General features: G+C 63.0%; 21 protein-coding genes and 1 pseudogene. 9 read left to right on the top strand and 13 right to left on the bottom strand.

The genetic code is table 11. The features are described from left to right. Positions 1 to 43: 43 nt before the first annotated feature. Both ASD01_RS29160 and ASD01_RS29155 read right to left on the bottom strand, forming a co-directional pair. A complete protein-coding gene (locus tag ASD01_RS29160) occupies positions 44 to 1,444 on the bottom strand; it encodes a multicopper oxidase family protein (RefSeq protein WP_060644834.1) in 1,401 nt (466 codons plus the stop codon). Positions 1,445 to 1,537: 93 nt separating this feature from the next. Next, the gene (locus ASD01_RS29155; RefSeq protein WP_034803801.1) at positions 1,538 to 2,779 is read right to left on the bottom strand and encodes an MFS transporter; all 1,242 of its coding nucleotides are present in this window, start codon (positions 2,777 to 2,779) and stop codon (positions 1,538 to 1,540) included. A 327-nt stretch (positions 2,780 to 3,106) separates the two neighbouring features. Between ASD01_RS29155 and aspS the strand changes: the two genes are divergently transcribed. Then, on the top strand, positions 3,107 to 4,894 hold the full coding sequence (gene aspS / locus ASD01_RS29150; protein WP_034803798.1) for an aspartate--tRNA ligase: 1,788 nt from the start codon (positions 3,107 to 3,109) through the stop codon (positions 4,892 to 4,894). Between the two features lie 80 nt (positions 4,895 to 4,974). Here aspS and ASD01_RS29145 read toward each other — a convergent pair whose 3' ends face one another. Further along, positions 4,975 to 5,370, bottom strand: a complete 396-nt coding sequence (locus ASD01_RS29145; protein ID WP_256385300.1) for a serine hydrolase — start codon at positions 5,368 to 5,370, stop codon at positions 4,975 to 4,977. Positions 5,371 to 5,392: 22 nt separating this feature from the next. On the opposite strand from ASD01_RS29145, the gene ASD01_RS29140 reads away from it, so the two are divergent. Next, positions 5,393 to 5,971: a TetR/AcrR family transcriptional regulator gene (locus ASD01_RS29140; RefSeq protein WP_234798735.1), complete on the top strand. Its 579-nt coding sequence runs from the start codon at positions 5,393 to 5,395 to the stop codon at positions 5,969 to 5,971. A 22-nt stretch (positions 5,972 to 5,993) separates the two neighbouring features. On the opposite strand, the gene groL is transcribed toward ASD01_RS29140, so the two are convergent. From groL to ASD01_RS29115, 5 genes are all read right to left on the bottom strand, one after another. Beyond that, positions 5,994 to 7,619 (bottom strand): chaperonin GroEL, encoded by a 1,626-nt coding sequence (groL, locus tag ASD01_RS29135; protein WP_034803792.1) that lies wholly within the window; start codon positions 7,617 to 7,619, stop codon positions 5,994 to 5,996. Positions 7,620 to 7,714: 95 nt separating this feature from the next. Then, on the bottom strand, positions 7,715 to 7,948 hold the full coding sequence (locus ASD01_RS29130; protein WP_034803790.1) for a hypothetical protein: 234 nt from the start codon (positions 7,946 to 7,948) through the stop codon (positions 7,715 to 7,717). Positions 7,949 to 8,082: 134 nt separating this feature from the next. Next, a complete protein-coding gene (locus tag ASD01_RS29125) occupies positions 8,083 to 9,090 on the bottom strand; it encodes a lysophospholipid acyltransferase family protein (RefSeq protein ID WP_051659661.1) in 1,008 nt (335 codons plus the stop codon). After that, the gene (locus ASD01_RS29120) at positions 9,077 to 10,405 is read right to left on the bottom strand and encodes a cytochrome P450 (protein ID WP_226020675.1); all 1,329 of its coding nucleotides are present in this window, start codon (positions 10,403 to 10,405) and stop codon (positions 9,077 to 9,079) included. The genes ASD01_RS29125 and ASD01_RS29120 overlap by 14 nt, the downstream gene beginning before the upstream one ends. Before the next feature lie 585 nt (positions 10,406 to 10,990). Then, on the bottom strand, positions 10,991 to 12,190 hold the full coding sequence (locus ASD01_RS29115) for a hypothetical protein (RefSeq protein WP_034803785.1): 1,200 nt from the start codon (positions 12,188 to 12,190) through the stop codon (positions 10,991 to 10,993). A gap of 446 nt (positions 12,191 to 12,636) precedes the next feature. On the opposite strand from ASD01_RS29115, the gene parC reads away from it, so the two are divergent. Both parC and ASD01_RS29105 read left to right on the top strand, forming a co-directional pair. Further along, positions 12,637 to 14,913: a DNA topoisomerase IV subunit A gene (gene parC / locus ASD01_RS29110; RefSeq protein ID WP_034803783.1), complete on the top strand. Its 2,277-nt coding sequence runs from the start codon at positions 12,637 to 12,639 to the stop codon at positions 14,911 to 14,913. Between the two features lie 173 nt (positions 14,914 to 15,086). Further along, positions 15,087 to 15,380, top strand: a pseudogene (locus tag ASD01_RS29105) (transcriptional regulator); the annotation flags it as partial. Positions 15,381 to 15,506: 126 nt separating this feature from the next. Here ASD01_RS29105 and ASD01_RS29100 read toward each other — a convergent pair. The 5 genes from ASD01_RS29100 to ASD01_RS36070 all read right to left on the bottom strand — a co-directional run bounded on the left by ASD01_RS29100 (position 15,507) and on the right by ASD01_RS36070 (position 19,137). Continuing rightward, complete coding sequence (locus tag ASD01_RS29100; protein WP_034803781.1) at positions 15,507 to 16,403, bottom strand: DMT family transporter; 897 nt, start codon at positions 16,401 to 16,403, stop codon at positions 15,507 to 15,509. 3 nt (positions 16,404 to 16,406) lie between these two features. Further along, positions 16,407 to 17,195, bottom strand: coding sequence for an arginyltransferase (locus tag ASD01_RS29095; protein WP_034803779.1), 789 nt, complete (start codon positions 17,193 to 17,195; stop codon positions 16,407 to 16,409). Between the two features lie 187 nt (positions 17,196 to 17,382). Beyond that, positions 17,383 to 17,847 (bottom strand): RDD family protein, encoded by a 465-nt coding sequence (locus ASD01_RS29090; RefSeq protein ID WP_034803777.1) that lies wholly within the window; start codon positions 17,845 to 17,847, stop codon positions 17,383 to 17,385. Positions 17,848 to 17,935: 88 nt separating this feature from the next. Then, positions 17,936 to 18,952 carry a porphobilinogen synthase gene (gene hemB / locus ASD01_RS29085; protein WP_034803774.1) on the bottom strand — a complete coding sequence of 339 codons (1,017 nt, stop codon included), beginning with the start codon at positions 18,950 to 18,952 and terminating at the stop codon, positions 17,936 to 17,938. Continuing rightward, positions 18,949 to 19,137, bottom strand: coding sequence for a hypothetical protein (locus ASD01_RS36070; RefSeq protein WP_034803770.1), 189 nt, complete (start codon positions 19,135 to 19,137; stop codon positions 18,949 to 18,951). Before ASD01_RS36070 ends, hemB begins: the two co-directional genes overlap by 4 nt. Here ASD01_RS36070 and ASD01_RS29075 point away from each other — a divergent pair. From ASD01_RS29075 to nrdR, 5 genes are all read left to right on the top strand, one after another. Beyond that, positions 19,136 to 19,573 (top strand): DUF6163 family protein, encoded by a 438-nt coding sequence (locus tag ASD01_RS29075; RefSeq protein WP_034803767.1) that lies wholly within the window; start codon positions 19,136 to 19,138, stop codon positions 19,571 to 19,573. The genes ASD01_RS36070 and ASD01_RS29075 overlap by 2 nt on opposite strands. Before the next feature lie 130 nt (positions 19,574 to 19,703). Further along, positions 19,704 to 20,216: a transcriptional regulator LdtR gene (gene ldtR / locus ASD01_RS29070; RefSeq protein WP_034803764.1), complete on the top strand. Its 513-nt coding sequence runs from the start codon at positions 19,704 to 19,706 to the stop codon at positions 20,214 to 20,216. Positions 20,217 to 20,709: 493 nt separating this feature from the next. After that, positions 20,710 to 22,038 carry a L,D-transpeptidase family protein gene (locus ASD01_RS29065; protein ID WP_060644833.1) on the top strand — a complete coding sequence of 443 codons (1,329 nt, stop codon included), beginning with the start codon at positions 20,710 to 20,712 and terminating at the stop codon, positions 22,036 to 22,038. A gap of 184 nt (positions 22,039 to 22,222) precedes the next feature. Further along, complete coding sequence (glyA, locus tag ASD01_RS29060) at positions 22,223 to 23,518, top strand: serine hydroxymethyltransferase (RefSeq protein ID WP_034803759.1); 1,296 nt, start codon at positions 22,223 to 22,225, stop codon at positions 23,516 to 23,518. Positions 23,519 to 23,528: 10 nt separating this feature from the next. Beyond that, the gene (gene nrdR, locus ASD01_RS29055; protein ID WP_034803756.1) at positions 23,529 to 24,002 is read left to right on the top strand and encodes a transcriptional regulator NrdR; all 474 of its coding nucleotides are present in this window, start codon (positions 23,529 to 23,531) and stop codon (positions 24,000 to 24,002) included.

Here is a 24,002-nt window from a genome sequence, read left to right as displayed (position 1 = left end):
GAATTTCGTGTAACTCTTCGCGGCATCTGTCACAATCGAAATCTCAGACGACTTTGAAATAACCCGTCATGCCGGTCTTCTGGTGCTCGATGATATGGCAATGCACGACCCAATCGCCCGGATTGTCCGCCACAAGCGCCACTTCCGCCTGTTCATCGGGCAAAAGCAGGATCGTATCGGTCGGCGGCGGCAGGAAAGTCCGCTTGTTGGAATTGAGAATGCGGAAGCTCAGGCCGTGCAGATGGATCGGGTGCGCATGCGGCGTCCGGTTGGCGACCTCCAACACATAGCTCTTGCCGAGCTTCATCTCCTCGATCGGCGCGATCGGATCGGGCGTGTCGCCCGGCCACGGAACCTTGTTGATCGCCCAGAAGGTGTAGCCAAGCGAACCGCAGATCGAAGGCGTCGCCTTGTGCTCGGCCGTCGCCGTCAGTTCGAGCGGCACGCGGGTGGCGGTGGAGAGGTCGGCTTCCGCGATCGGGTTGGCGGGCAGAGGACCGACATCCCGAAGGTCGCGCTTGAGCGACGCTCCGGCTGACCGGAAGCGCGCGATCGTCCAGGGATGCGATCCACGCAGGTTGCCGAGCGCAACCGTCTGACCCTCGCCGTCGGGCATGCGCACGACAAGATCGACGCGCTGGCCGGGCCCAAAATCGTAGCGATCAAGTGCAAAGGGCTTGTCGACCGGATTGCCGTCGAGCGCGATGACCTTCGCCTCAGCGCCCCCAAGGCCGATCGTATAGATGCGGGTGACGTCGGTTGCGGCGATGCGCACGCGCACCAGGCCGCCGGCCGGTGCGTCGTAAGTTGGCTCCTGCTGCCAGTTGGCGGTGCGCACCGTGCCGTAAGTGCCGCCGCGGGCCGCATCCCGCGGCTTGAATGCGTCGATGAACGCGCCGCCGGTGCCGAGCCGCCAATCGCGCAGGTTGAGCACGATCTCGGCATCGAACGTCGGATCGTCCGGGTTTTCGACGACGATCATGCCGGTCAGGCCGGCACCCATCTGGGTCAGCGTGTTGCAATGTGGATGATACCAGAAGGTGCCGGCATCCGGCGGGGTGAACACATAGTCGAAACGGTCGCCCGGATAGACATAGGGCTGCGTCAGTTCCGGCACGCCATCCATGGCGTTGGCAATGCGCAGTCCGTGCCAATGTACCGTCGTCGGCTCGTCCAGCCGGTTGAAGAGGCGGGCCGCATAGGGCTCGCCCTTGCGCATGCGCAGGACGGGCGGCATGCCGGTACTTGGAGCCTCACCCAAGCCGTAGGTCATGACCTTGGGCGTAAGCCCATCCTTGGCGATCTGGGCTTCGGCAAGCTGTGCCATCAGGATCTGCGGATCGGGTGCGGTGCCGGCGCGCGCCGCCATGCCGGCGCCGAGCGCGAAGGCGCCTCCGAGAGCAGCGGAGCCTTGGAGGAAGGTGCGACGGCTGATGACGGGCATTTCGGCAATCTCGGCTGCTGTTTGAGGTGCCCCGGTTCTAAACCTGATTATTGCGTTCAGCAATTATCCGGATCGCGCGCATCTTGCCGCAGGTCAGCGATCCTTGCGCTTGTGGTTGTTGCCGGCGGCGAGCTTGTTGAAAAAGGACGAGGTGCGCAGGAGATTGCGGAACGGCAAGGCGCGCTCCCCGGCGGGCACCGGCCCGCGCGCCGTCATGCGCTGCAGGGTGTAGAGCATGAACAGGAAGAGGATCGCTGCCGTGTAGATGAACAGCGCCTGCGGCCCGAAGACCTCGAGCAGGAAGGAGGCAAACAGCGGCCCGATGATCGCGCCGAGCGACCAGAAGAACAGCATGCCGGCGGAGACGAGCGCATGCTGCCCCTCGGCCGCGTGGTCGTTCGCATGGGCTGAACAGAGCGAATAGAGCGGCATGGCAAAGGCGCCGAACAGGAAGATGCCGGCAAAGTTCAGCCATTCGTCGTTGCCGGCGCCGAAGGCGAGAAACAAGCCTGCGAGCAGCGACCCGAAGGTGGCGATCAGGATGATCAGGCGGCGGTCGAACCGATCGGAATAGTGGCCGAGCGGATACTGCAGCACGACGCCGCCGATGATGCCGGCGCTCATGAAGGTGGCGATTGCCGTCACCGACAGGCCGATGCCCTGCGCATAGATCGGCCCGAGCGAGCGGAAGGCGGCGTTGGTCAGACCGACGACGATGCAGCCGACGGTCGCAAGCGGCGAGATGTTCCAGAGCGCTTTGACGTCGAAGCGGATCGCCTCCGGGGCCACAGGGCTCGAGCGGTCGGCAAAGGAGATCGGCACCAGCGACAGCGTCAGCGCCATGGAGATGATGGCAAAAAGCTCGAAGCCGCCAAGCCCGATGCCAGGAATGACATATTGTGCGGCCGTGACCGAGCCGAGGTCGACGAGGCGATAGACCGAAAGCGTGCGGGCCCGGTTTTTATTGGTGACGCTGGCATTGAGCCAGCTCTCGACTGTCGCAAACAGGCAGGCGAAACAGATGCCGGCAAGAAGCCGCATCAGGAACCACATCAGCGGATTGATGACGAGCACCATCGAGATGGCTGCGGCCGAAGCGATCGCCGCCATCGCCGAGAAGGTGCGGATGTGACCGATCGAGCGCAGGATGCGGGTGACGTAGACGCAGCCAAGCGCGAAGCCGATATTGTAGCCGGCGCCGATAACGCCGATCAGCGATGTCGAGAAACCTTCTTCGAGTGCACGCAGCGAGATGAAAGTGCCCTGCAGGCCGTTGCCGCCGATGAGGATGCCTGCGGTGACGAGGAGGGGGATAAGCGGGCGAATCTGGGACATGGGGCAGGCGACATCCGGGCAGGCGGCCACGACTCGGGTGGGATCACTATCGGGCCTTGCTCATGTGTAGCCCCGCATTCTGCCGCCGGACAGTCCCGAATTGTGACGATTGCCGTTCTTTTCGCGCCATTTCGGCCGCCTTCTGTCACAAGCGGTCTTGGACTGGCTCTTGCCTTCGTTTACAACGCACCTCCATCGGGGGCGGCAGCGGGCGCTGCAGCTTGACAAAGGCTGCGCATCATGCGCTTTTCCGCCCGATTTTGACCATGTTGCCGCGCGCTGTGTCCCACGAGCTTGCGCGGCTCTTTGCAATTCCGGGATAAGACGATGCACCGTTACCGCAGCCACACCTGTGCCGCCCTCCGCAAGTCGGACGTCGGTTCCACCGTTCGCCTTTCGGGCTGGGTCCACCGCGTCCGCGACCATGGCGGCCTGCTCTTCATCGACCTGCGCGACCACTACGGCATCACCCAGGTCGTTGCCGATCCCGACAGCCCCGCCTTCAAGGCGGCCGAGACCGTTCGCGGCGAATGGGTCGTGCGCATTGACGGCCTCGTCAAGGCGCGCATGGACGACACCGTCAACAAGGGCATGCCAACCGGCGAAATCGAACTCTATGCGCAGGAGATCGAGGTTCTCTCGGCCGCCAAGGAACTGCCGTTGCCGGTCTTCGGCGAGCCGGACTATCCGGAAGACGTGCGCCTGAAGTACCGCTTCCTCGACCTGCGTCGCGACACGCTGCACAAGAACATCGTCAAGCGCACCCAGATCATCTCGTCGATGCGCCGCCACATGGGCGACGTCGGTTTCACCGAATACACGACCCCGATCCTGACGGCCTCGTCGCCGGAAGGCGCGCGCGACTTCCTCGTGCCTTCGCGCATTCATCCCGGCAGCTTCTATGCCCTGCCGCAGGCGCCGCAGCAGTACAAGCAGTTGCTGATGGTCGCTGGCTTCGACCGCTACTTCCAGATCGCCCCGTGCTTCCGCGACGAAGACCCGCGCGCCGACCGTCTGCCGGGCGAGTTCTACCAGCTCGACCTGGAAATGAGCTTCGTCGAGCAGGAAGACGTCTGGTCGACGATGGAACCGGTGATCCGCGACATCTTCGTGGAGTTTGCCGACGGCAAGCCGGTGACGGAAAAGTTCCCGCGCATTCCTTACGAAACGGCGATCCGCAAATACGGCTCCGACAAGCCGGACCTGCGCAACCCGATCGAGATGCAGGCGGTTACCGAACACTTCGCCGGTTCCGGCTTCAAGGTCTTCGCGAACATGATCGCGTCTAACCCGAAGGTCGAAGTCTGGGCCATCCCGGCCAAGACCGGTGGCTCGCGCGCCTTCTGCGACCGCATGAACGCCTGGGCGCAGAGCCAGGGTCAGCCCGGCCTCGGCTACATCTTCTGGCGCAAGGAGGGCGAAAAGCTCGAAGGCGCCGGCCCGCTCGCCAAGAACATCGGCGAAGAGCGCACGGATGCGATCCGCACCCAGCTCGGCCTCGACGACGGCGACGCCTGCTTCTTCGTCGCCGGTGACCCCGCCAAGTTCTACAAGTTTGCTGGCGAAGCCCGCACCCGCGCCGGCGAGGAACTGAACCTCGTCGACCGCGACCGCTACGAATTCTGCTGGATCGTCGACTTCCCGTTCTACGAATGGCTGGAAGACGAAAAGAAGATCGACTTCGCCCACAACCCCTTCTCGATGCCGCAGGGTGGTCTGGAAGCGCTGAACGGCGAAGATCCGCTGTCGATCAAGGCCTACCAGTACGACATGGTCTGCAACGGCTTCGAAATCGCCTCGGGCTCGATCCGTAACCAGCTTCCGGAAGTCATGGTCAAGGCGTTCGAGCTGACCGGCAAGTCGCAGCAGGAGGTCGAAGATCAGTTCGGCGGCCTCTACCGCGCCTTCCAGTACGGCGCACCGCCGCATGGCGGCATGGCATTCGGCATCGACCGTATCGTCATGCTGCTCGTCGGCGCCAAGAACCTGCGCGAGATCTCGATCTTCCCGATGAACCAGCAAGCCGTCGACCTCCTGATGGGCGCACCGTCCGAAGCGACGCCGGCCCAGTTGCGCGAACTGGCGATCCGCCCGATTCCGCAGAAGAAGGACTGAGGTCGAACGGACCTGACCCCAAAAGGAAAGCCCGGCGATCGTCTCGCCGGGCTTTTTCTTTGTCTGCGCCAGATGTCTGTTCAGTGCCTGCCGTAGACGGCGTCGCGAACCTCGCGGGTGAACGGACCCCACATGCCCTCGAAGGTCGTGTTCGTCATGGCGACGACGGTGATCTTCTCGACGGGATCGACGAACCAGTTGTGACCGTAGGCGCCGCCCCATTGGATCGTGCCCTTCGATTGCGGCGTGGCGCCAGCCTTGGGATCGACGAGCACGGCCCAGCCATAGCCGAAGTCCCAGCCCGGACCCTGCGTCTGAGCTTCGGGCCCGGTCTGGTCCTGCATCATCGTTTTCACCGTCTCTGCTGACAGGATGGGGCTGCCGCCCTTGCGGAGGGCTTCGAGGAAGGTCAGCACATCCTTGGCCGTCCCGGCCATGCCGGCCCCACCTGAGGGGAATTTCTGGGCGTCGAGGATGCGGTCCGGCGAGAACGTCAGTTTGCCTTCGCCGATTGGTGCCGCCGGCGAAACCTTCTGGCGGCTCGGCTACGAGGGGGCGTCGATCGCCGATCTCACCGCCGCCATGGGGATCACGCCGCAAAGCCTCTATGCGGCCTTCACCTCAAAGGCAGATCTCGATCGCGAGGCGCTCGAACAAAATCGGCGCGAGGAGGGGGCGGCGGCCGGCCGCAATCTTGCTGGTGGAGGGCACGTGATCGAGGTAATCGGCCAGTTGCTGCGCGCCTCGGCCCATGAATTTACCCGCCCCGGCCGACCGAAGGGCTGCATGATCTCAACCGCGGTGCTGACCTGCGCCGTCGAAAATCAGGCAATCGCAAGTCACGTCTCGGCACTGCGCAGTGAGACGCTGGCCTTGCTGGAGTCGCGCTTTCGGCAGGGCATAGCGGATGGAGAGCTACGTGCGTATACCGATGCCGGCGGCCTCGCGCGCTTCGTCGGCGCCATTCTCCAGTGCATGACCGTCCAGGCGCAGGACGGTGCCAGCGAAGCGGACCTCTTGCCGATCGCTGAACTTGCGATCGACGAGGTCGGGCGCCACCGGCAGCCGTCCGGTTAGGCGACCGACCGCCTGGCGCGGGTCAGAAATCCATGCCCGGGCCGGGCGGTGGCGTGGGTACGTTCTTCTTCGGTTTTTCGGCGACCATCGCTTCGGTGGTCACAAGCAGGCCGGCGACCGACGCCGCATCCTGCAGCGCCGCCCGCACGACTTTCGCCGGATCGATGACGCCCATGCGGTAGAGATCGCCATATTCACCGGTCTGCGCGTTCCAACCCTGGGCGAAGTCGCTCATCTCCCGAAGTTTGCCGACGATGACCGAGCCTTCGGCGCCGGCGTTTTCGGCGATCTGGCGCACCGGCGCCTCCAGCGCCCGCCGGACGATCTCGACGCCGACGCGTTGGTCTTCATTTTCGGGCTTGAGCCCATCGAGCGCGTGGACGACGCGGAGCAGCGCGACGCCGCCGCCAGGCAGAATGCCTTCCTCCACCGCGGCCCGCGTCGCATGCAGCGCATCGTCGACCCGGTCCTTCTTCTCCTTCACTTCCACTTCCGTCGAGCCGCCCACCCGGATCACCGCGACGCCGCCGGCAAGCTTGGCCAGCCGTTCCTGCAGCTTCTCGCGATCGTAGTCGGAGGTCGTTTCCTCGATCTGCGCCTTGATCTGGCCGACGCGCCCGTCGATGTCCGCCTTGGTGCCGGCGCCATCGACGATGGTGGTGTCCTCCTTCTCGACCATCACCCGCTTGGCCCGCCCGAGATTGGCGAGCGTCACGTTTTCAAGCTTGATGCCGAGATCTTCGGAGATGACGGTCCCGCCCGTCAGGATGGCGATGTCCTCGAGCATCGCCTTGCGCCGGTCGCCGAAGCCCGGCGCCTTGACGGCGGCGATCTTCAGCCCGCCGCGCAGCTTGTTGACGACCAGCGTCGCCAGCGCTTCGCCTTCCACATCCTCGGCGATGATCAACAGCGGCCGGCTTGCCTGGATCACTGCTTCGAGAATCGGGATCATCGCCTGCAGGTTGGAAAGCTTCTTTTCGTGAATGAGGATGTAGGGGTCTTCGAATTCAACCCGCATCTTCTCCTGGTCGGTGACGAAATAGGGGGAGAGATAGCCGCGGTCGAATTGCATGCCTTCGACGATCTCCAGCTCGATTTCGGCCGTCTTCGCCTCCTCGACCGTAATCACGCCTTCGTTGCCGACACGCTCCATGGCCCTTGCCAGATAGCTTCCGATTTCGGCGTCGCCGTTGGCCGAGATCGTGCCCACCTGCGCGATCTCCTCATTGTTTGAAATCTTGCGCGCATGGGTCTTCAGTTTCGCGACGATCGCGTCGACGGCGAGATCGATGCCGCGTTTCAGATCCATCGGGTTCATGCCGGACGCGATCGCCTTGACGCCCTCCTTGACGATGGCCTGTGCGAGCACGGTGGCCGTCGTTGTGCCGTCGCCGGCCACGTCGCTGGTGCGCGACGCGACCTCCCGCAGCATCTGCGCGCCCATGTTCTCGAACTTGTCGTCGAGCTCGATTTCCTTGGCGACCGACACGCCGTCCTTGGTGATGCGCGGCGCGCCGAAGGCGCGTTCGATGACGACGTTGCGTCCCTTCGGGCCGAGCGTGACCTTGACCGCATCGGCGAGAATGTCGACGCCGCGCAACATCCGATCGCGGGCATCGCTACTGAACCTGACTTCCTTGGCAGCCATTGTGGACCTCCCTCAACACGAACATATGGCCTCACGCACCCAGCCGCCCGGAAGGCGGCTTGCAATCGGACGTACCCGGCAACCGGCTTTCGCGACTACAGTCCCAAATTCCGCTCTTCTTCGTTGTCCGGGGTCAAGATATCGATCAGCGCCGCAACGCGGCCGGCCGGCAGATGGCGGCCTTCCCCGATCAGCGCTTCATCGTTGTTGACCCAGGCGATCGCCTCCGCAAGCTCGCCGGCCGTCGCGCCGGTCGCAAGCAGTTCGGCCATCAGCGTCTCGTCAACCGGGCCAAGGATGGCTGTAATGTCCGCCTGCTTCAGTCCCATGGGTTTCTCCTTCCGTTTTATCGGTCAGGAACAGGGATTTCGGTCCTTGGTGGAATAAATAGGCCAGACCCGGCCGGCATCAAGCGCCGATCGCAAAGCCGCGACGTGCAGGCGTTAAAAAGGCGTGAGTAAGCTCACTGCGGCCGTAGCGCGTTATCGAGGAAATACCATTGGTCGAGATGGGCGCGGACGACCGGCTCGATCGTGTCGTTCAGCAACTGCATGTCATCCAGCAGCCGGGCATTGGGGCGCTCCTCCGCCGGCAAACGTATCGGCGGCAAGGCCGTGCATTCGAAGCGGAAGTCGTCGGTGCGAAGGCCGTACCAGGGGCAGATCGTAGCGCCCGTCATGCGCGCCAGCCGTATGGCGATGGCGATGTTGCCTTCCTGATGCGGCCGGCGGCCGAAGAACGGCCCGCGGATCATGCCGCCGAACCCCTCGTCGCAGAAGATGCTGACAACGCCGCCGCCTTTCAGAACCTTCAGTGCCGGCCGGATCCCGTCCATTCCCGGAGGCAGAAACTGCAAGCCAGCCTTGCTGCGCACCCGACCGGCGATCCACGCCTTGGCCCGGCCCTTGGGCGGCACATAGAAGGCATGCGGCTGGAGGCCGAGCTTGCGGAATGCGATCGTGCCCACTTCCCAGTTGCCGAGATGCAGGCCGACGAGAATGACTGGGCCGCGGTTTGCCGCCTCACGGATGGGTGCAAGGCCCTCGGTCTTCAGCCGCTCCGGCCGCTGCTGCAATCGGTTGACGACGGAGAACTCCGTCATCAACCGTCCCTGAGCGCGACAGTTTTCGAGAAACAGTGCCTCGCGTTGCGGGGCGTCAAGGTCCGGCCGCAACTGTTCGATGGTTTCACGGGCGCGGCGGGTTGCCACCTTGTGGAAGCGCGGAACCATGAAGAGACCGAGCGCCGCCCCGAGCCTGGAGCAGGCGTCCATCGGCAGAAGCTTCATGCCGAAATGGGCGGCGATGTTGGCGACGTTCCAAATGTTGTCGGTGATCCAATAGCGCCGGAAGGCCCGCGCCCTGTCGCCACCCGCCAGTGCATCGGCGAGCCGCGGGGCGCTTTCCTCGGCGAAGATCCAGGCCCTGCGCTTGCCGATCGGCTGCGCCGCGTGCGGATCATCCGGCGCCATGCGACGGGGCCTCTCGCTTGTGCAAGGTGACCGGCAGGCCATTCTTCGGCCTGAGGGTCAGGCGGCAGATCGGTTCGACCGCGTGGCGCTGGCTCACACGAACCCGGTAGCGCTGCGCGATGATCGCCAGGCACAGGATCGCTTCGGTCAGCCCGAAATGCAGGCCGGGGCAGACGCGCGGTCCGCTGGCAAAGGGGATGAAGCTGTAGGGCGTCGGGCGCCGGCCTTCGGTGAACCGTTCCGGATGGAAGTGGTGTGGATCCTGGAAGAGGCTTTCAGTCCGGTGAAGGAGCCACGGCACGATCAGCACGAGCGAGCCCGGCTCTGCGGCAACGTCGCCGATCATATCCGCCTCGCGGGTCTGCCGCGCCAGGATCGGAACCGGTGGATAGAGGCGAAGCGTCTCCTCGATAACTGCCCGGCACCATTCGAGCTGAGGCACGTCGTCGATCGTCGGTGTCCGGTCGCCGCAGACCCTGGCGATTTCGTCGTGAACGGCCTTCTCGACCCAGCCTGCCTTCGAAAGCAGATACCAGGTCCAGGTCAGCGTCGCCGCCGTCGTCTCGTGCCCGGCCATGAAGATGGTCGCGGCCTCGTTGCGCAAGGCGACGAGGTCGAGTTTCAGTTCCGGGTTTCGTTGCTGGCGCCGGATCAGCAGCTCGACCATCGAATTGTGGTCGCCGCGTCCGGCAAGGTGATCCTCAACCACCTTGTCGATGGTTGCGTGGATGCGCTTGACCGAACGACGCAGGCTCGGCGTGCGCAGCACCGGCAGGCCGTCGTCAAAGCCGAGGAAGTAACCGATGTTGATGGAATCGACCAGCGACTGGTAGCTGGTGAAGCCCTCGGTCACCGCCGCCGCGCTACCGTCGCCGAGCTGGTTGCCGAAGACGCTGCGCGCGATGATTTCGGCGGTCAGCCCCGCCATTTCGTGCAACGCGTTGACCTCGGCGCCATCGGGCATGCGGTTCCAGCGCTCGACCAGTTCGCTGGTCGTATTTTCCATGACGGGCCCGAAAGAGGGGACCCGCTTGGCGTGGACGATGTCCGCCACCAGCGGCCGGCGTTGCTTCCAGGTGTCCCCGTCCGAAATAAACAGCCCGTCGCCCAGCAGGAATTCGAGTGCCCGGCGCATCTGCGGGCTCTTGCGCTCGAAGTTTTCGTGACGCTTGACGACGACCTGCCGGATCAGGTCGGGCGAGTTGACGACGATGATCTGCCGCCCAAGGATCCGGGTCTGCGAGATCGTTTCGGTATAGTCGCTCGCCCGCCAGATCGACAGGAAATCCGTTCGCGCCTGGAGCAGCAGCCGCAATGGCTTACCGGGCGGGCCCGTATAGTAGTCAGCTCGGACAGGGGCGAATTTCCCCTCCAACAATTCTTCAGTGAAATTTACAGACTGCTGGAGCCAGGCGAGCATTTACGTCCGATCTGCCGTAACGTGGAGACGATATTCGGGCATGTATTTGTATATTTGCACAAAGTCCGAGACGTCCCCTTCGAGGCTTAAATGCTCTCAAGTTCGTTGGAAATCGGATTCTGAATTGCCTGAGGGTGGCATGCACGATTTCGATGAAGAACGCCATCGCCTTACGGTGAAATTTTCTTGGCGCAAGCAATAGCTCACCGGGAAGAAAAGAGTCCCGCAACCGATGCGCGCTCCACAAGGGCGTGCAACGTGATCCGACTATGCGGTTCGCAAGTAAAGGGCGGTGCTTGTTCTTTCAGGGGAGGGCGGCGGCGCAGCTTTCGGCCGGCGAAGTCCGCCGAGTGAATGCCGTGGGCCACATGGGAAGCCGGTGCGGCGCCATCAAGCCTTGCGTGCCTGTCTCGGCGCGCAAGGCTGGTCGTCATGTCGGTTTCTCCCGGGCTCGGCTGAGGCCGGGAGAAACCTGAACGATTAGTCGTTCGCCGTTACCTTGACGCCGAGCACCGACGGGATGGTGTTCGGCGCGCCCATGGCGGCACCCATGATCATCGGGAACGGAACCGGCTTTTCCGGTGCCGCGCTGATCGTCAGGCTCTTCGGGCCATCGAGATAGGCGTTGACGGCAGCCGACACCTGGTTCTGCAGTTCCGGCACGTTGAGCTGCGCCATCATGATCGGCACCAGGCCCTTCAGCGACTGTGCCATCTGCTCACCGGTCACGCCCTGCTGCGAGCCGGCATAGTCGAGCGCCTTCTTGGTGATCGAGGCGTCGTCGAAGCGGATTTCGGCGCTGTTGAAGGTCAGCTGCTGCATGAGGCCCATCATGGCGAGACCCATCGCCTGGTTGGCCTCTTCCTTGTTCGGATTGGCTTCGGCAGCCTTCATCGCTTCCTGCATCGATTTGACGAAGGCAAGCGTGTAGCCGGAGATGTCGAGAGCGAAGTTCAACCGGCCGACATTCTTGAAGTCGAGTGCATATTCTTCGAGCGCGACATTGCCGCTTTCGACTTCCCAGCTGCCCTTCATCGTCAGGGCGCCGTCGATGGTGGTGAGGCCGAGCTTTTCGATCGCCTCTTTGGTCTTGGCGTCCTCGACCGACGACAGGTCGGCCTTGATGCCGGAAGCGGTCGCGTCGAAGTCGAAGCCGGCGTCATTTTCCTGGCGCGCGAGGTTGGCTTCGGTGCTTTCGAGCGAGAAGACTTCCTTGCCCTTGGAGCTGACGGCGATCGGGCCGGTGCTGGCGCTTTCATAGAGAATGATGTCGTTGATCGTTCCGCCGGTCGCATTGGCCGGGATCGTCAGGCCGGAGAGCAGGATGTCCTTGACGGAAATGGCACCCTCGTCCTGGCTGACATTGACGTCGGGGAACGAAACAGTTTCGGCGTAATAGCCGCCGCCTTCGGTCTCCTCGACGCCCTCAAAGGTCAGGTCCCCGATATTCAGGTCCACAGCGTCGCCCGGCTGGCTCGCGACCTTCAGCTTCACGCCGGTCACCGTCACCTTGTCGCCGTCGACTTCGGCCTTGTCATAGGTGATCGAGGTGCCGTTCGCGTTCGTCGCTGCGTCGAGTTTCTTCATCAAATCGGCGCCATCGAGCGCGAAGGCCGGGCCGGTCAGCGTGAGAAGCGCGGCGCTCGCCATCATCAGGCGGATCTTGCGCGTGTGCATCATTTCGAGTTCCTTCGTGAAAATCTTTGATTGTGTAGCTGTTTAAGAAGATAAGGCGTCGCTGATCTGGTTCCCTTGGAGAGGGCGTCAACTGTAGGCGCATGGCAGCATTCGTCTTTGTCGGCGGCGCGCGGCCGCCAGTTCCGTCTGCCAATGCGCGTCCTGCGATCCCCCTTGCAAATCGTCCAAATCAACTCCAGCCGAAGCTATTACGAAACAGGGCGAAATTATATTCGCTTGGGCGAACCGCACATCTTCCTGCTCGGGCATGCTTTCCGGGACGTTACCTGTCGGCAGCCTCCGACGCATAGCGGCGCGACCGTTGCACGAACATTGCGCCGGGGCAAGCGGATCGGTGCGCGAGCCGGTTATTTGGGGCGAGGGGGTTCTCCACAAGCGCAAGCCCTGAAAACCTTGCCGTTCCGGGTTTGTTGCGCTAGCAAGAACCTATGGGACAAAGCCTCAATCCCCCGTCAGGCGGGGACGATCACATTCAGCCGGTTGACCTCAAGGCGGCGCTGGAAGAGCGTTACCTCGCCTATGCCTTGTCGACCATCATGCACCGCGCACTTCCGGACGTCCGAGACGGGCTGAAGCCCGTGCATCGTCGTATCGTGCATGCGATGAGCGAGATGGGGCTGCGCCCCAACTCCTCGTTCAAGAAATGCGCGCGTATCGTCGGCGACGTGATGGGTAAGTTCCACCCGCACGGCGACGCCTCGATCTACGACGCGCTGGTGCGCCTGTCGCAGGAATTCGCGATCCGCTATCCGCTGGTCGACGGCCAGGGCAACTTCGGCAACATCGACGGCGATAACGCCGCGGCGATGCGCTACACCGAAGCGAAGATGACGGACGTCTGCTCGCTGCTCCTGGAAGGCATCGACCAGGACGCGGTGGATTTCCGCCCGACCTACAACGAGGAAGACCAGGAGCCGACCGTGCTCCCCGGCGCTTTCCCGAACCTGCTCGCAAACGGCGCGACCGGCATCGCCGTCGGCATGGCCACCTCGATCCCGCCGCACAACGCGCATGAACTTTGCGACGCGGCGCTGCATCTCATCCGCCATCCCGACGCGACCGTCGAGGATCTGCTTTACGATCCGGCCAACCCGCAAAAGGGCGGCATCGAAGGGCCCGACTTCCCGACTGGCGGCGTGATCGTCGAAGGCCGGGAAAGCATGGCCGAATCCTACCGCACCGGCCGCGGCGGTTTCCGTGTTCGTGCCCGCTGGGCGCAGGAAGACCTTGGGCGCGGCGGCTACCAGATCGTCGTCACCGAAATCCCCTATCAGGTGCAGAAGTCCCGCCTGATCGAAAAGATTGCCGAGCTCCTGGTCGCCCGCAAACTGCCGCTGCTCGAAGACATCCGCGACGAATCGGCCGAAGACATCCGCATCGTCCTCGTGCCGAAGACCCGTTCGGTCGATGCCGGCATCCTGATGGAATCGCTGTTCAAGCTGACCGAGCTCGAAAGTCGCATTCCGCTTAACATGAATGTGCTGTCGCTCGGACGCGTGCCGCGGGTCATGGCGCTGAACGAAGTGCTGTCGGAATGGCTGGCGCATCGCCGCGAAGTGCTGCAGCGCCGATCGCGCCACCGGCTGGCCGCAATCGACCGCCGGCTCGAAATCCTCGGCGGCTACCTCGTCGCCTATCTGAACATCGACGAAGTCATTCGCATCATCCGCGAAGAGGATGAGCCGAAGACGGTGATGATGGAGCGGTTCTCGCTCACCGATCTCCAGGCCGAGTCGATCCTCAACATGCGCCTGCGCTCCTTGCGCAAGCTCGAGGAATTCGAGATCCGCACCGAGTTCGATGCGCTCTCGAAGGAGAAGGCCGAGATCGAGGCGTTGCTCGCCTCCGACGAAAAGCAATGGCAGACCGTCGCCTGGGAAATCGGCGAAGTCAAAAAGAAGTTTGCCAAGGCGACCGAGATCGGCAAGCGCCGCAGCACCTTTGCCGATGCGCCGGAAGCCGACGTAGAGGCGATCCAGCAGGCGATGATCGAGAAGGAACCGATCACCGTCGTCATCTCTGAGAAGGGCTGGATCCGCGCGCTGAAGGGCCACATCTCCGACACGTCTTCGCTCCAGTTTAAGGAGGGTGACGCGCTGAAGGTGGCGTTCCCGGCGCAGACGACCGACAAGATCCTCGTCTTCACGACAGGCGGCAAGGTCTATACGCTCGGCGGCGACAAGCTGCCCGGCGGTCGCGGCCATGGCGAGCCGCTGCGCATCATCGTCGACATGGAGACCGATCAGGACGTCCTGACGGCCTTCGTTCACGACCCGGCGCGCAAGCTCATCGTCGCCTCGGTCGCCGGCAACGGCTTCGTCGTCACCGAAAGTGATATCGTCGCCAATACCCGCAAGGGCAAGCAGGTGATGAACGTCTCGGCCAGCGACGAAGCGAAGCTGGTCGTTCCGGTCAAGGGCGATCACGTGGCCGTCGTCGGCGAAAACCGCAAGCTGGTCGTCTTCCCGCTCGTTCAGATCCCCGAGATGGCACGCGGCAAGGGCGTGCGGCTGCAGCGTTACAAGGATGGCGGCATCTCCGACATTCGCTGCTTCACGATCGCCGACGGTCTCGTCTGGGAAGACAGCGCCGGCCGGGTCTTTACCAAGACCAAGGACGAACTGATCGAATGGCAGGGCGACCGCGCTTCTGCCGGCCGCGTCGTTCCGAAGGGCTTCCCGCGCAGCGGCAAGTTCAGCGGCTGACCGGGATAAGGAGAGCCATGCGGTCGAGAGGCCGCGTGGCTCCTGTTTCGTTTTGGCGCAGTTTGGCGCAATCTCTTAAATCATTGGAAATCCAAATGAAACGCAGGCGCAACTGGCGCTTGTAAGCCGGAAGGCTATAATGGATCACTGCGCGTCCAACAGGGATGACAGCGATGCCGAATGCCACAGCCCTTGATGACGTCCTGCTGGCCCTTGCCCACCCGGTCCGCCGCCGGATGTTCGAGATCCTTTTTGCCGGTGAGGCGCGCGTCGCCGATATTGCCGTAGCCGTCGCGGTAACCCGCGAAGAGCTGGAGACGCACATCGCGCTCCTGGAGGCTGCAGGCCTCGTCACCCGCCTCAAACGGCGCGACGGCGACGCCTTGATCGGCAATCCGGCGCCGTTGAGCGTCGCGGCCACCTGGATCAACACCAACCGCGAACTGTGGGTCATGCGCGTAGAGATGCCCGGCGTCCGCCCGGCTTCGCTGGGACAGCCGCAGGAGCCGCTGCCGGTGCGCGATCGGGGCGTCGACCACAAGCAGCGTCGTCCGCGGCCCAGCGGTCAGCGCGACGACAAGTCTTGAACAGCGTTACTCGGCGCAGGCAACGGCCGCTCTCAGCGAGCGGCTGCGCAACTGCCAAAGCGAATGGCCGATCAGCGCGAAGACGAGAATCGAGCCGCCGATCAGCGTCTGCGTTGTCGGCGTTTCAGCGAAGACCATCCAGACCCAGATCGGCGCGAGAATAGTCTCTAGCAGATAGAACATGCCCACTTCCGGGGCTGAGAGATAACGCGGCCCGGTCGCAAGGCAGAAGAAGGCGAGCGGGATCATCACCAGGCCGTTGAAGAGGATGTAGCCGGGGGCGGCGATCGTGAAGCCGCCTGCCGGCAGCATCAGGAGAGCGACGGCCGCCGGGAAGATCGCCGTCACCAGCGGCACCAGCGCCATGTCGCGCTTGCTCGCACGGCTGATCGTAATCGCGCTTGCCAGCAGAAAGGCGGAGGATGCCGCCATGGCGTCGCCGAAGAGGTGACCGCTTTCCAGTCCGTCCTGGACGATCAGCCCGACGCCGAGCACCATGACCAGCATGGTCACGAGCGTCGCGTTCGATGGTCTCTCCTTCAGAAAGATCCAGGAGAGGATGGCGGCAAACATCGAGGTGAAGGCGAGGATGAAGACCACATTCGCCGTCGAGGTGTTGAAGACGGCGAGCAGGAACGTGCAGGAATTGATTCCGTAGAAGACGCCGACCAAAAGGCCGGTCTTGCCCGGCAGCAGCGAAATCTCCCGGCCGAGCACCCGGTTGAGTACGAACCAGGCGCCGAGCGCGATCACGAAAGTCGACAGGCTGCGCACGGCGAGCAGCGACCAGACGTCGCCGCCGGCGGATCGGATGAGCGGAATGTCGAAGGAGAGGGCAAGGCCGCCGAGGCCGGTGATGGCAAGGCCGCGCCGGTGCATCGCGGCATCGGAAGATGAACTCAATTTCTAACCCGTTTTCGTAGGAGCGGCTTCCAGGGTGGTGTCTCCGCCTTCATAGCGCTCCCAGCCACGGGCCATGAGGTGCTCTTGCGGCAAAAACTTTGTTTTATACCCCATCTTGCGCGAGCCTTTCACCCAGTAGCCGAGATAGACGTGGGGAAGGCCGCGCTCCCGGGCGCGGCGAATGTGATCGAGAATCATGAAGGTGCCGAGCGACCGCTCTTCCTGCGTCGGGTCGAAGAAGGAGTAGACCATCGACAGTCCGTCGCCCATGCGGTCGGTGAGCGCCGCAGCGATCAGCGGCCCGCGTGCCTTCTCGCTGACGCCGTCGCCTTCGACCCTCAGGCGATATTCGATGATCTTGGTGTGCACATGGGTGTCCTCGACCATCATCGCATAGTCGAGCACCGACATGTCCGACATGCCGCCCTTCTGGTGGCGTCGGTCGAGGTATCGGCGGAAGAGGTTGTACTGCTCGCTCGACGGCTCGGCCGGATATTCCGCCGAGATCACGTCGTGATTGGCGGCAAGCACCCGGCGCATGGAACGGGTGGGCTTGAACTCGTTGGCGAGGATGCGCACCGAAATACAGGCGCGGCAGGTCTCGCAAGCCGGGCGATAGGCGATGTTCTGCGAGCGTCGGAAGCCGCCTTGCGTCAGGAGATCATTGAGCTCGGGCGCGCGCTCGCCCACCATGTGGGTGAAAACCTTCCGCTCCATCTCGTTCGGCAGATAAGGGCAGGCTGCCGGCGCAGTCAGATAAAATTGCGGAGACGGTGCGGTCTGTGTGTTCATCGAGTGCGGAGGTCACTCTTCGCGCTGTGGTTCATGACAGTAGCATGGCGCAAGAATGGAAAACGTCAACTCACTCGTTTGCCGCTTCCGCCTGCGCCGGCCGATATTTTAGTGGTGACCACAATAGGTGGCGGCGGTGAAGCGGAAAACACCGCCTTACGCTTTCAGCTCTATGCCTGCGCCGGTTTCAATACATGTCGCGGCGCACCGTGACGGTACCGATCAGCAGGTCGTGCAGCAGGCGGCTGCGGTCGGTGAAAAGGCCGATCAGCAGGATCAGCGGCGTCAGCAGCGCGTTGGCGATCCAGAAGATGACGAGGTGGACGATCGCCGTCAGGAAGTCCATCGGGCGTCCATCAGTTCGAGCAATCGCCAGGCCCATCAAGCGCATACCGGGAGAGGCCTGTTCGCGGCCACCGACCGTCAGGCCGAAATAGAGCATGGCGACGATCGCAAAGAGCGCCGGATAAAGCATGAAGCCGAGGCCGAGCGTCAAGATGCCGAGGAAGAAGACGACGACCGCCGCGGGGATCCAGAGGAGCGCGATGATCGCATAATCGAGCAGAAAGGCAAAGACGCGTCGCGACAGCACGCCCTGATAGGCGCGCCAGTCATTGCTCGGCAGCCTCAGTTCTTCGTTGTGCATGGTCATCGGTCAAAAGCCTCGTTTGGTTGCAGCAAGGATATGGGATGGCATTCCCTGCAAAACAAGGATCGGAGCCGGGATCAAGCGGTGCGTTTCAGCGGCCTTTGGCGAGAATGCGGGCCACTTCGACCGCGAAGTAGCTGAGGATGCCGTCGCAGCCGGCGCGCTTGAAGGCGAGCAGCGTTTCGAGCATCACCTTCTCGCCATCGATCCAGCCGTTGGCAGCCGCCGCCTTCACCTGCGAATACTCGCCGGACACCTGGTAGGCAAAGACCGGCAGGCCGAAGGCTTCCTTCATCCGCCAGCAGATGTCGAGATAGGGAAGGCCTGGCTTCACCATCAGCATGTCGGCGCCTTCCTCGACGTCGAGGGCTGCGTCGCGGATCGCTTCGGTGCCGTTGGCCGGGTCGATGTAATAGGTCTTCTTGTCGCCCTTCAAAAGGCCGCCGGTGCCGATCGCCTCGCGATAGGGACCGTAGAAGCCGGAGGCGAACTTCGTCGCATAGGACATGATGCCGACATTCTGGTGGCCGTGAGCGTCGAGCGCCTGGCGGATGGCGCCGATGCGTCCGTCCATCATGTCGGAGGGGGCGATGATATCGGAGCCGGCGTCCGCCTGGGCGACGGCCGCCCTTGCGATCGTCTCGACCGTCTCGTCGTTGACGATCTCGCCATTGCGCAGGATGCCGTCATGGCCGTGGCTGGTGAAGGGGTCGAGCGCGACGTCGGTGATGATGCCGATCTCAGGCACGGCTTTCTTGAAGGCGCGCGTCGCCTGGTTGATCAGGTTGTCGGCCGCAAGACTGTTGGAGCCGGTATCGTCGCGCAGCGACAGGTCGATGTTGGGGAAGGTGGCGATCGCCGGGATGCCGAGACCGGCCGCTTCCTTTACCGCTTCCACGGCCTTGTCGATGCTCATGCGGTTGACGCCCGGCATCGCGTCGATCGGCTGGATGATGTTCTCGCCCGGCACGATGAAGATCGGCCAGATCAGGTCGTCGACGGTCAGGCGGTTTTCCTGCACCAGCCGGCGCGTCCAGTCGGCCTTGCGGTTGCGGCGCATGCGGCGATGGCCGGTGACCCTGTCCACAAGATTTGTCCTGTCGTTCATCGCGCCGCGCCTTTCCCGTGAAAATCGTCGATAGCCAAGCGCTTTATCATGGGCTGGCCGCCATTGGGAACCGCGCGGCCGGCGAACCGGCTGCGGCATTTCTTCTCTTTAAGAGGAGCCGTGGGGGAGGGGACGGCGCGATGCCGCTGGCGGATGGCAAAGACCCGCCCTATCTTGCCGGCCATGCTTCATGATTCTGCCCATGTGCCGAAACCGTCGCTGACCGAGATCCTCTTCGGTCTCTTTCTGCGTCTGGTCTCCGCCTCATGCATCTGGTTCGCGCTGAACTACTGGGCCATGCTGATCGGCTTTTCCCATGGCGGCGCCGGACGCTTCGATCTCCTGACGCCGGAGTGGCGGGCGGCCGCAACCGCACTTGCCGTCATCTATCCGGTCGCCGCCCTCGGCCTGTGGCTGCTGGTCTCCTGGGGGCCGGTCGTCTGGGTGGTTGCGGCAGCCATCGAGATCGTGATGTACGAGTTCTATCCGGCCAGTTTCGGCGGCCGTCCGCTGCTGGTCGTGCTGCATGCGGCGGTTGCCGTTACCTTCGTTCTTTTCCGCGCGGCGATCTTCTACCAGCGCTGGCGGCTCGCCAGGCAGGTAAGGGTTGATTCACCCTGAGACAGGGTCGCCAAATGGCAAGCTCTTGTTAAGGCTGCGGTTTAAGTAGAATTTTAGACGTATTCGATAGGGTCTCACTCAAGGCGGGAAGACAAACAGACACCGCCAAACAAAACAGTGAGGCAGTCAAATGAACACCAAGATGAAGCCGCAGGCAGTTCAGCCCCGAGACCCCCAGGAAGAAACCATCCGCGGTCTCTATATGGAATCCCTTCACCTCGTCGAGCGTCTGCACCGCCGCCTGCTCGACGTCATCAAGGACGAGTTCGACCGCGAAGGTCGCAGCGACGTCAACGCCGTTCAGGCCCTGTTGCTCTTCAACATCGGCAACTCGGAACTGACCGCCGGCGAACTTCGCTCCCGCGGCTACTACCTCGGCTCGAACGTCTCCTACAACGTCAAGAAGCTCGTCGATCTCGGCCTGATCAACCACCAGCGCTCCCGCGTCGACCGCCGCTCGGTCCGCATCAGCCTGACGGAAGACGGCCAGGAAATCGCCGAAACCGTTGCCAAGCTCTACGAGCGCCACGTCGGCTCGATCCAGAAGGTCGGCGGTATCGGCTCGGACGAGTTCACCCAGATGAATAAGCTCCTGCAGCGCCTCGATCGCTTCTGGAACGACTCGATCATGTATCGCCTGTAATCAGGCCAAAACCTCCAGTTCAAGGGTCGGGCGCAATCCCTGCGTGTCCGACCTTTGCCATTTGCGGCACCCCGTTCTGTTGCCAAAAAGCTGCACCGCTGCGGCACGCTTTCCTCGCGTTCGCGTGATTTTTCAAACCAAAAACATTAGTAAATCAAAATGTTGCCGTTTCCGGTTCGGCTGCAACCCAGTCGCGTCCGGCGAAAAGCAAAAGGCATGCCATGTCGCCGTTCGCTCGCGCCCAGACACGAATTGGCCATATTGCTATGACAGCGACGACGACATGCGGTAGGTGCGCCCACGTGTTTTCTTGCGTGTGGATTCGTTTCGCGTTTCGCCTGCCGGATGAGGGTCCTCACTCGCGGCATCGTGAAGACATGTGAGGGCAGGGTGGCTCGTTGGTTGACCTTTGTTAACCACGATCGTGTTAGGGCTCCGGCAACGTGCGTGTCAGCGCATAGGGCGCGTGCCGACGCATTGGGATGGTAGGATTATGTCGAAAAAGAATGGAATTGATGCATTTTCGCGCCGCGCCTTCTTGCGCTCGGCAGCGACCTTCGGCGCCGTGGCAGTCGCCGGCGCGGCAAGCGCACAGGACGCTCTGAACGAGATCATCAATTCGCCTCGCCGTGGCTCCTGGGACGACCAGTTTGACGCGAAAGGGGCATCGCGCACCGCGACGACGGTCGTTTCGAACACGCCGGTTTTCGGCCCGGAAACGATCGCCCATGTGCAGCAGGCGAGCTTCGACTATCAGAACATCGTGTCGCAGGGCGGCTGGCCGTCGGTCCAGACCAGCGTCAAGCTTGAACTCGGCGTCACCGATCCGTCCGTGCAGCAGCTCCGCCAGCGCCTGATGGTTTCCGGCGACCTGCCGCGTTCGGCCGGCATCTCCTCGTCCTTCGACAGCTACGTCGAAGGCGCGGTCAAGCGCTTCCAGGCCCGCCACGGCCTGCCGGCGGACGGCGTCATCGGCGAATACACGCTGAAGGCGATCAACGTCGACGCCAACACCCGCCTCGGCCAGCTCCAGACCAACCTCGTGCGCCTGCAGTCGATGTCCGGCGACCTCGGCCGCCGCTACGTGATGGTCAACATCCCTGCGGCCTACATCGAAGCGGTCGAGAACGGCCGCGTGGCGCTGCGCCACACGGCGATCGTCGGCAAGATCGACCGCCAGTCGCCGATCCTCAACTCGAAGATTTATGAGGTCATCCTCAACCCTTACTGGACCGCGCCGCGCTCGATCATCCAGAAGGATATCATGCCGCTGATGCGTAAGGATCCGACCTATCTGGCGCGCAACTCGATCCGCCTGTTTGATGGCAGCGGCGGCGAAGTGTCGCCGGAGACGGTCGACTGGAACGCCGAAAAAGCGCCGAACCTGATGTTCCGCCAGGACCCGGGCAAGATCAACGCGATGTCGTCGACGAAGATCAACTTCCACAACGAGCATCAGGTCTACATGCACGACACGCCGCAGCAGGGCCTGTTCAACAAGCTGATGCGCTTCGAATCGTCGGGCTGCGTGCGCGTACAGAACGTGCGCGACCTTTCGACCTGGCTTCTGAAGGAAACGCCCGGCTGGTCGCGCCAGCAGATCGAGGCGACCATCAAGACCGGCGTCAACACGCCGATCACGCTCGCCGAGGAAGTCCCTGTTTTCTTCACCTACATCACCGCCTGGTCTGCCAAGGACGGCGTCGTGCAGTTCCGCGACGATATCTATCAGCGCGACGGTGCCACCGAACTGGCGCTGCAGACCCCCTATGGCGTCGAGCAGTCGCCCGGCTCGGTCGACCAGGACGCCTTGCCGCAATAAGCGAATTTGCGACACGGAATTCTTCGAGCCGCGCTTCCCTTGGGAGCGCGGCTTTTTCATGGGTTGAGCGCCGCGATATTTCGGCGCGGCAGATGGGGGAAATGACGCAAACCGCACAGCGGATATTGCTCTCGCCGTGCGAGGAAGCTAAAGAACTGCCACCCTTGAGAGGAGCCTCGCGCCGATGACTGCACAGACGAATGACGCCTTCTTCACCCGCTCTCTGGCCGACAGCGATCCGGACATCTTCGGTGCGATCGAAAAGGAGCTGGGTCGCCAGCGCCACGAGATCGAGCTGATCGCCTCCGAGAACATCGTTTCCCGCGCCGTGCTCGAAGCCCAGGGCTCGATCATGACCAACAAATATGCCGAGGGCTACCCGGGCAAGCGCTACTACGGCGGCTGCCAGTTCGTCGACATCGCCGAGGAATTGGCGATCGAGCGCGCCAAGAAGCTCTTCGGCGTCAACTTCGCCAACGTTCAGCCGAACTCCGGTTCGCAGATGAACCAGGCCGTGTTCCTGGCGCTCCTGCAGCCGGGTGACACCTTCATGGGCCTCGACCTCAACTCGGGCGGCCACCTGACGCACGGTTCGCCGGTCAACATGTCCGGCAAGTGGTTCAACGTCGTCTCTTACGGCGTGCGTGAAGACGATCACCTGCTCGACATGGACAACGTCGCCGAGCAGGCGCGCAAGCACAAGCCGAAGCTGATCATCGCCGGCGGCACCGCTTACTCGCGCATCTGGGACTGGAAGCGCTTCCGCGAGATCGCAGACGAAGTCGGCGCCTGGCTGATGGTCGACATGGCGCACATCGCCGGTCTCGTTGCCGGTGGCCAGCATCCGTCGCCGTTCCCGCATTGCCACGTTGCAACGACGACGACGCACAAGTCGCTCCGCGGCCCGCGCGGCGGCATGATTCTGACCAACGACGAAGATATCGCCAAGAAGATCAACTCGGCCGTCTTCCCGGGTCTCCAGGGCGGTCCGCTGATGCACGTCATCGCCGCCAAGGCCGTGGCACTCGGCGAAGCGCTGCAGCCGTCGTTCAAGGACTATGCGGCTCAAGTCGTCAAGAACGCCCGCACGCTCGCCGAAACGCTAAAGGCCAACGGCCTCGACATCGTATCGGGCGGCACGGACAACCACCTGATGCTCGTCGACCTGCGCAAGAAGAACGCAACCGGCAAGCGCGCGGAAGCCGCCCTTGGCCGTGCCTTCATCACCTGCAACAAGAACGGCATTCCTTTCGATCCTGAAAAGCCCTTCGTCACCTCGGGTGTCCGTCTCGGCACGCCGGCCGGCACGACCCGTGGCTTCAAGGAAGCCGAGTTCAAGGAAATCGGCGAGCGGATCGTCGAGGTTCTTGACGGCCTGAAGGTCGCCAACTCCGACGAGGGCAATGCCGCCGTCGAAGCCGGCGTTCGCGACAAGGTCATCAAGCTGACCGATCGCTTCCCGATGTACGGCTACATGTGATCGGTCGCCCATGCGCTGCCCCTATTGCGGTTCTGAAGACAGTCAGGTGAAGGATTCCCGTCCGGCAGAGGACGGGAATGCCATTCGCCGCCGCCGGATTTGTCCGGATTGCGGAGGTCGTTTCACGACCTTCGAACGGGTGCAGTTGCGTGAACTGATGATCATCAAGAAAACCGGTCGGAAGGTTCCTTTCGACCGGGACAAGCTTCTGCGGTCCTTCGAGATTGCGCTGCGCAAGCGTCCGGTCGATCGCGACCGCATCGAGCGGGCGGTTTCCGGTATCGTCCGTCGCCTTGAAAGCTCCGGCGAGACCGAGATCCCTTCGGAAGAAATCGGCCTGCAGGTGCTCGAAGCGCTGAAGAGCCTCGATGACGTGGCCTTCGTGCGCTACGCTTCGGTCTATCGCGATTTCTCCCATGCGGAGGATTTTGAGAAGGTCATCACCGAGATCAGCGCCAAGATCGCGCGCGATCCCGGCGAGTAG

Source organism: Ensifer sp. Root423, from assembly GCF_001426275.1.
GTDB lineage: Bacteria > Pseudomonadota > Alphaproteobacteria > Rhizobiales > Rhizobiaceae > Ensifer > Ensifer adhaerens.
The sequence above is the reverse complement of the archived record's forward strand: the minus strand, read 5'-3'. Positions and strand labels throughout refer to the sequence as shown.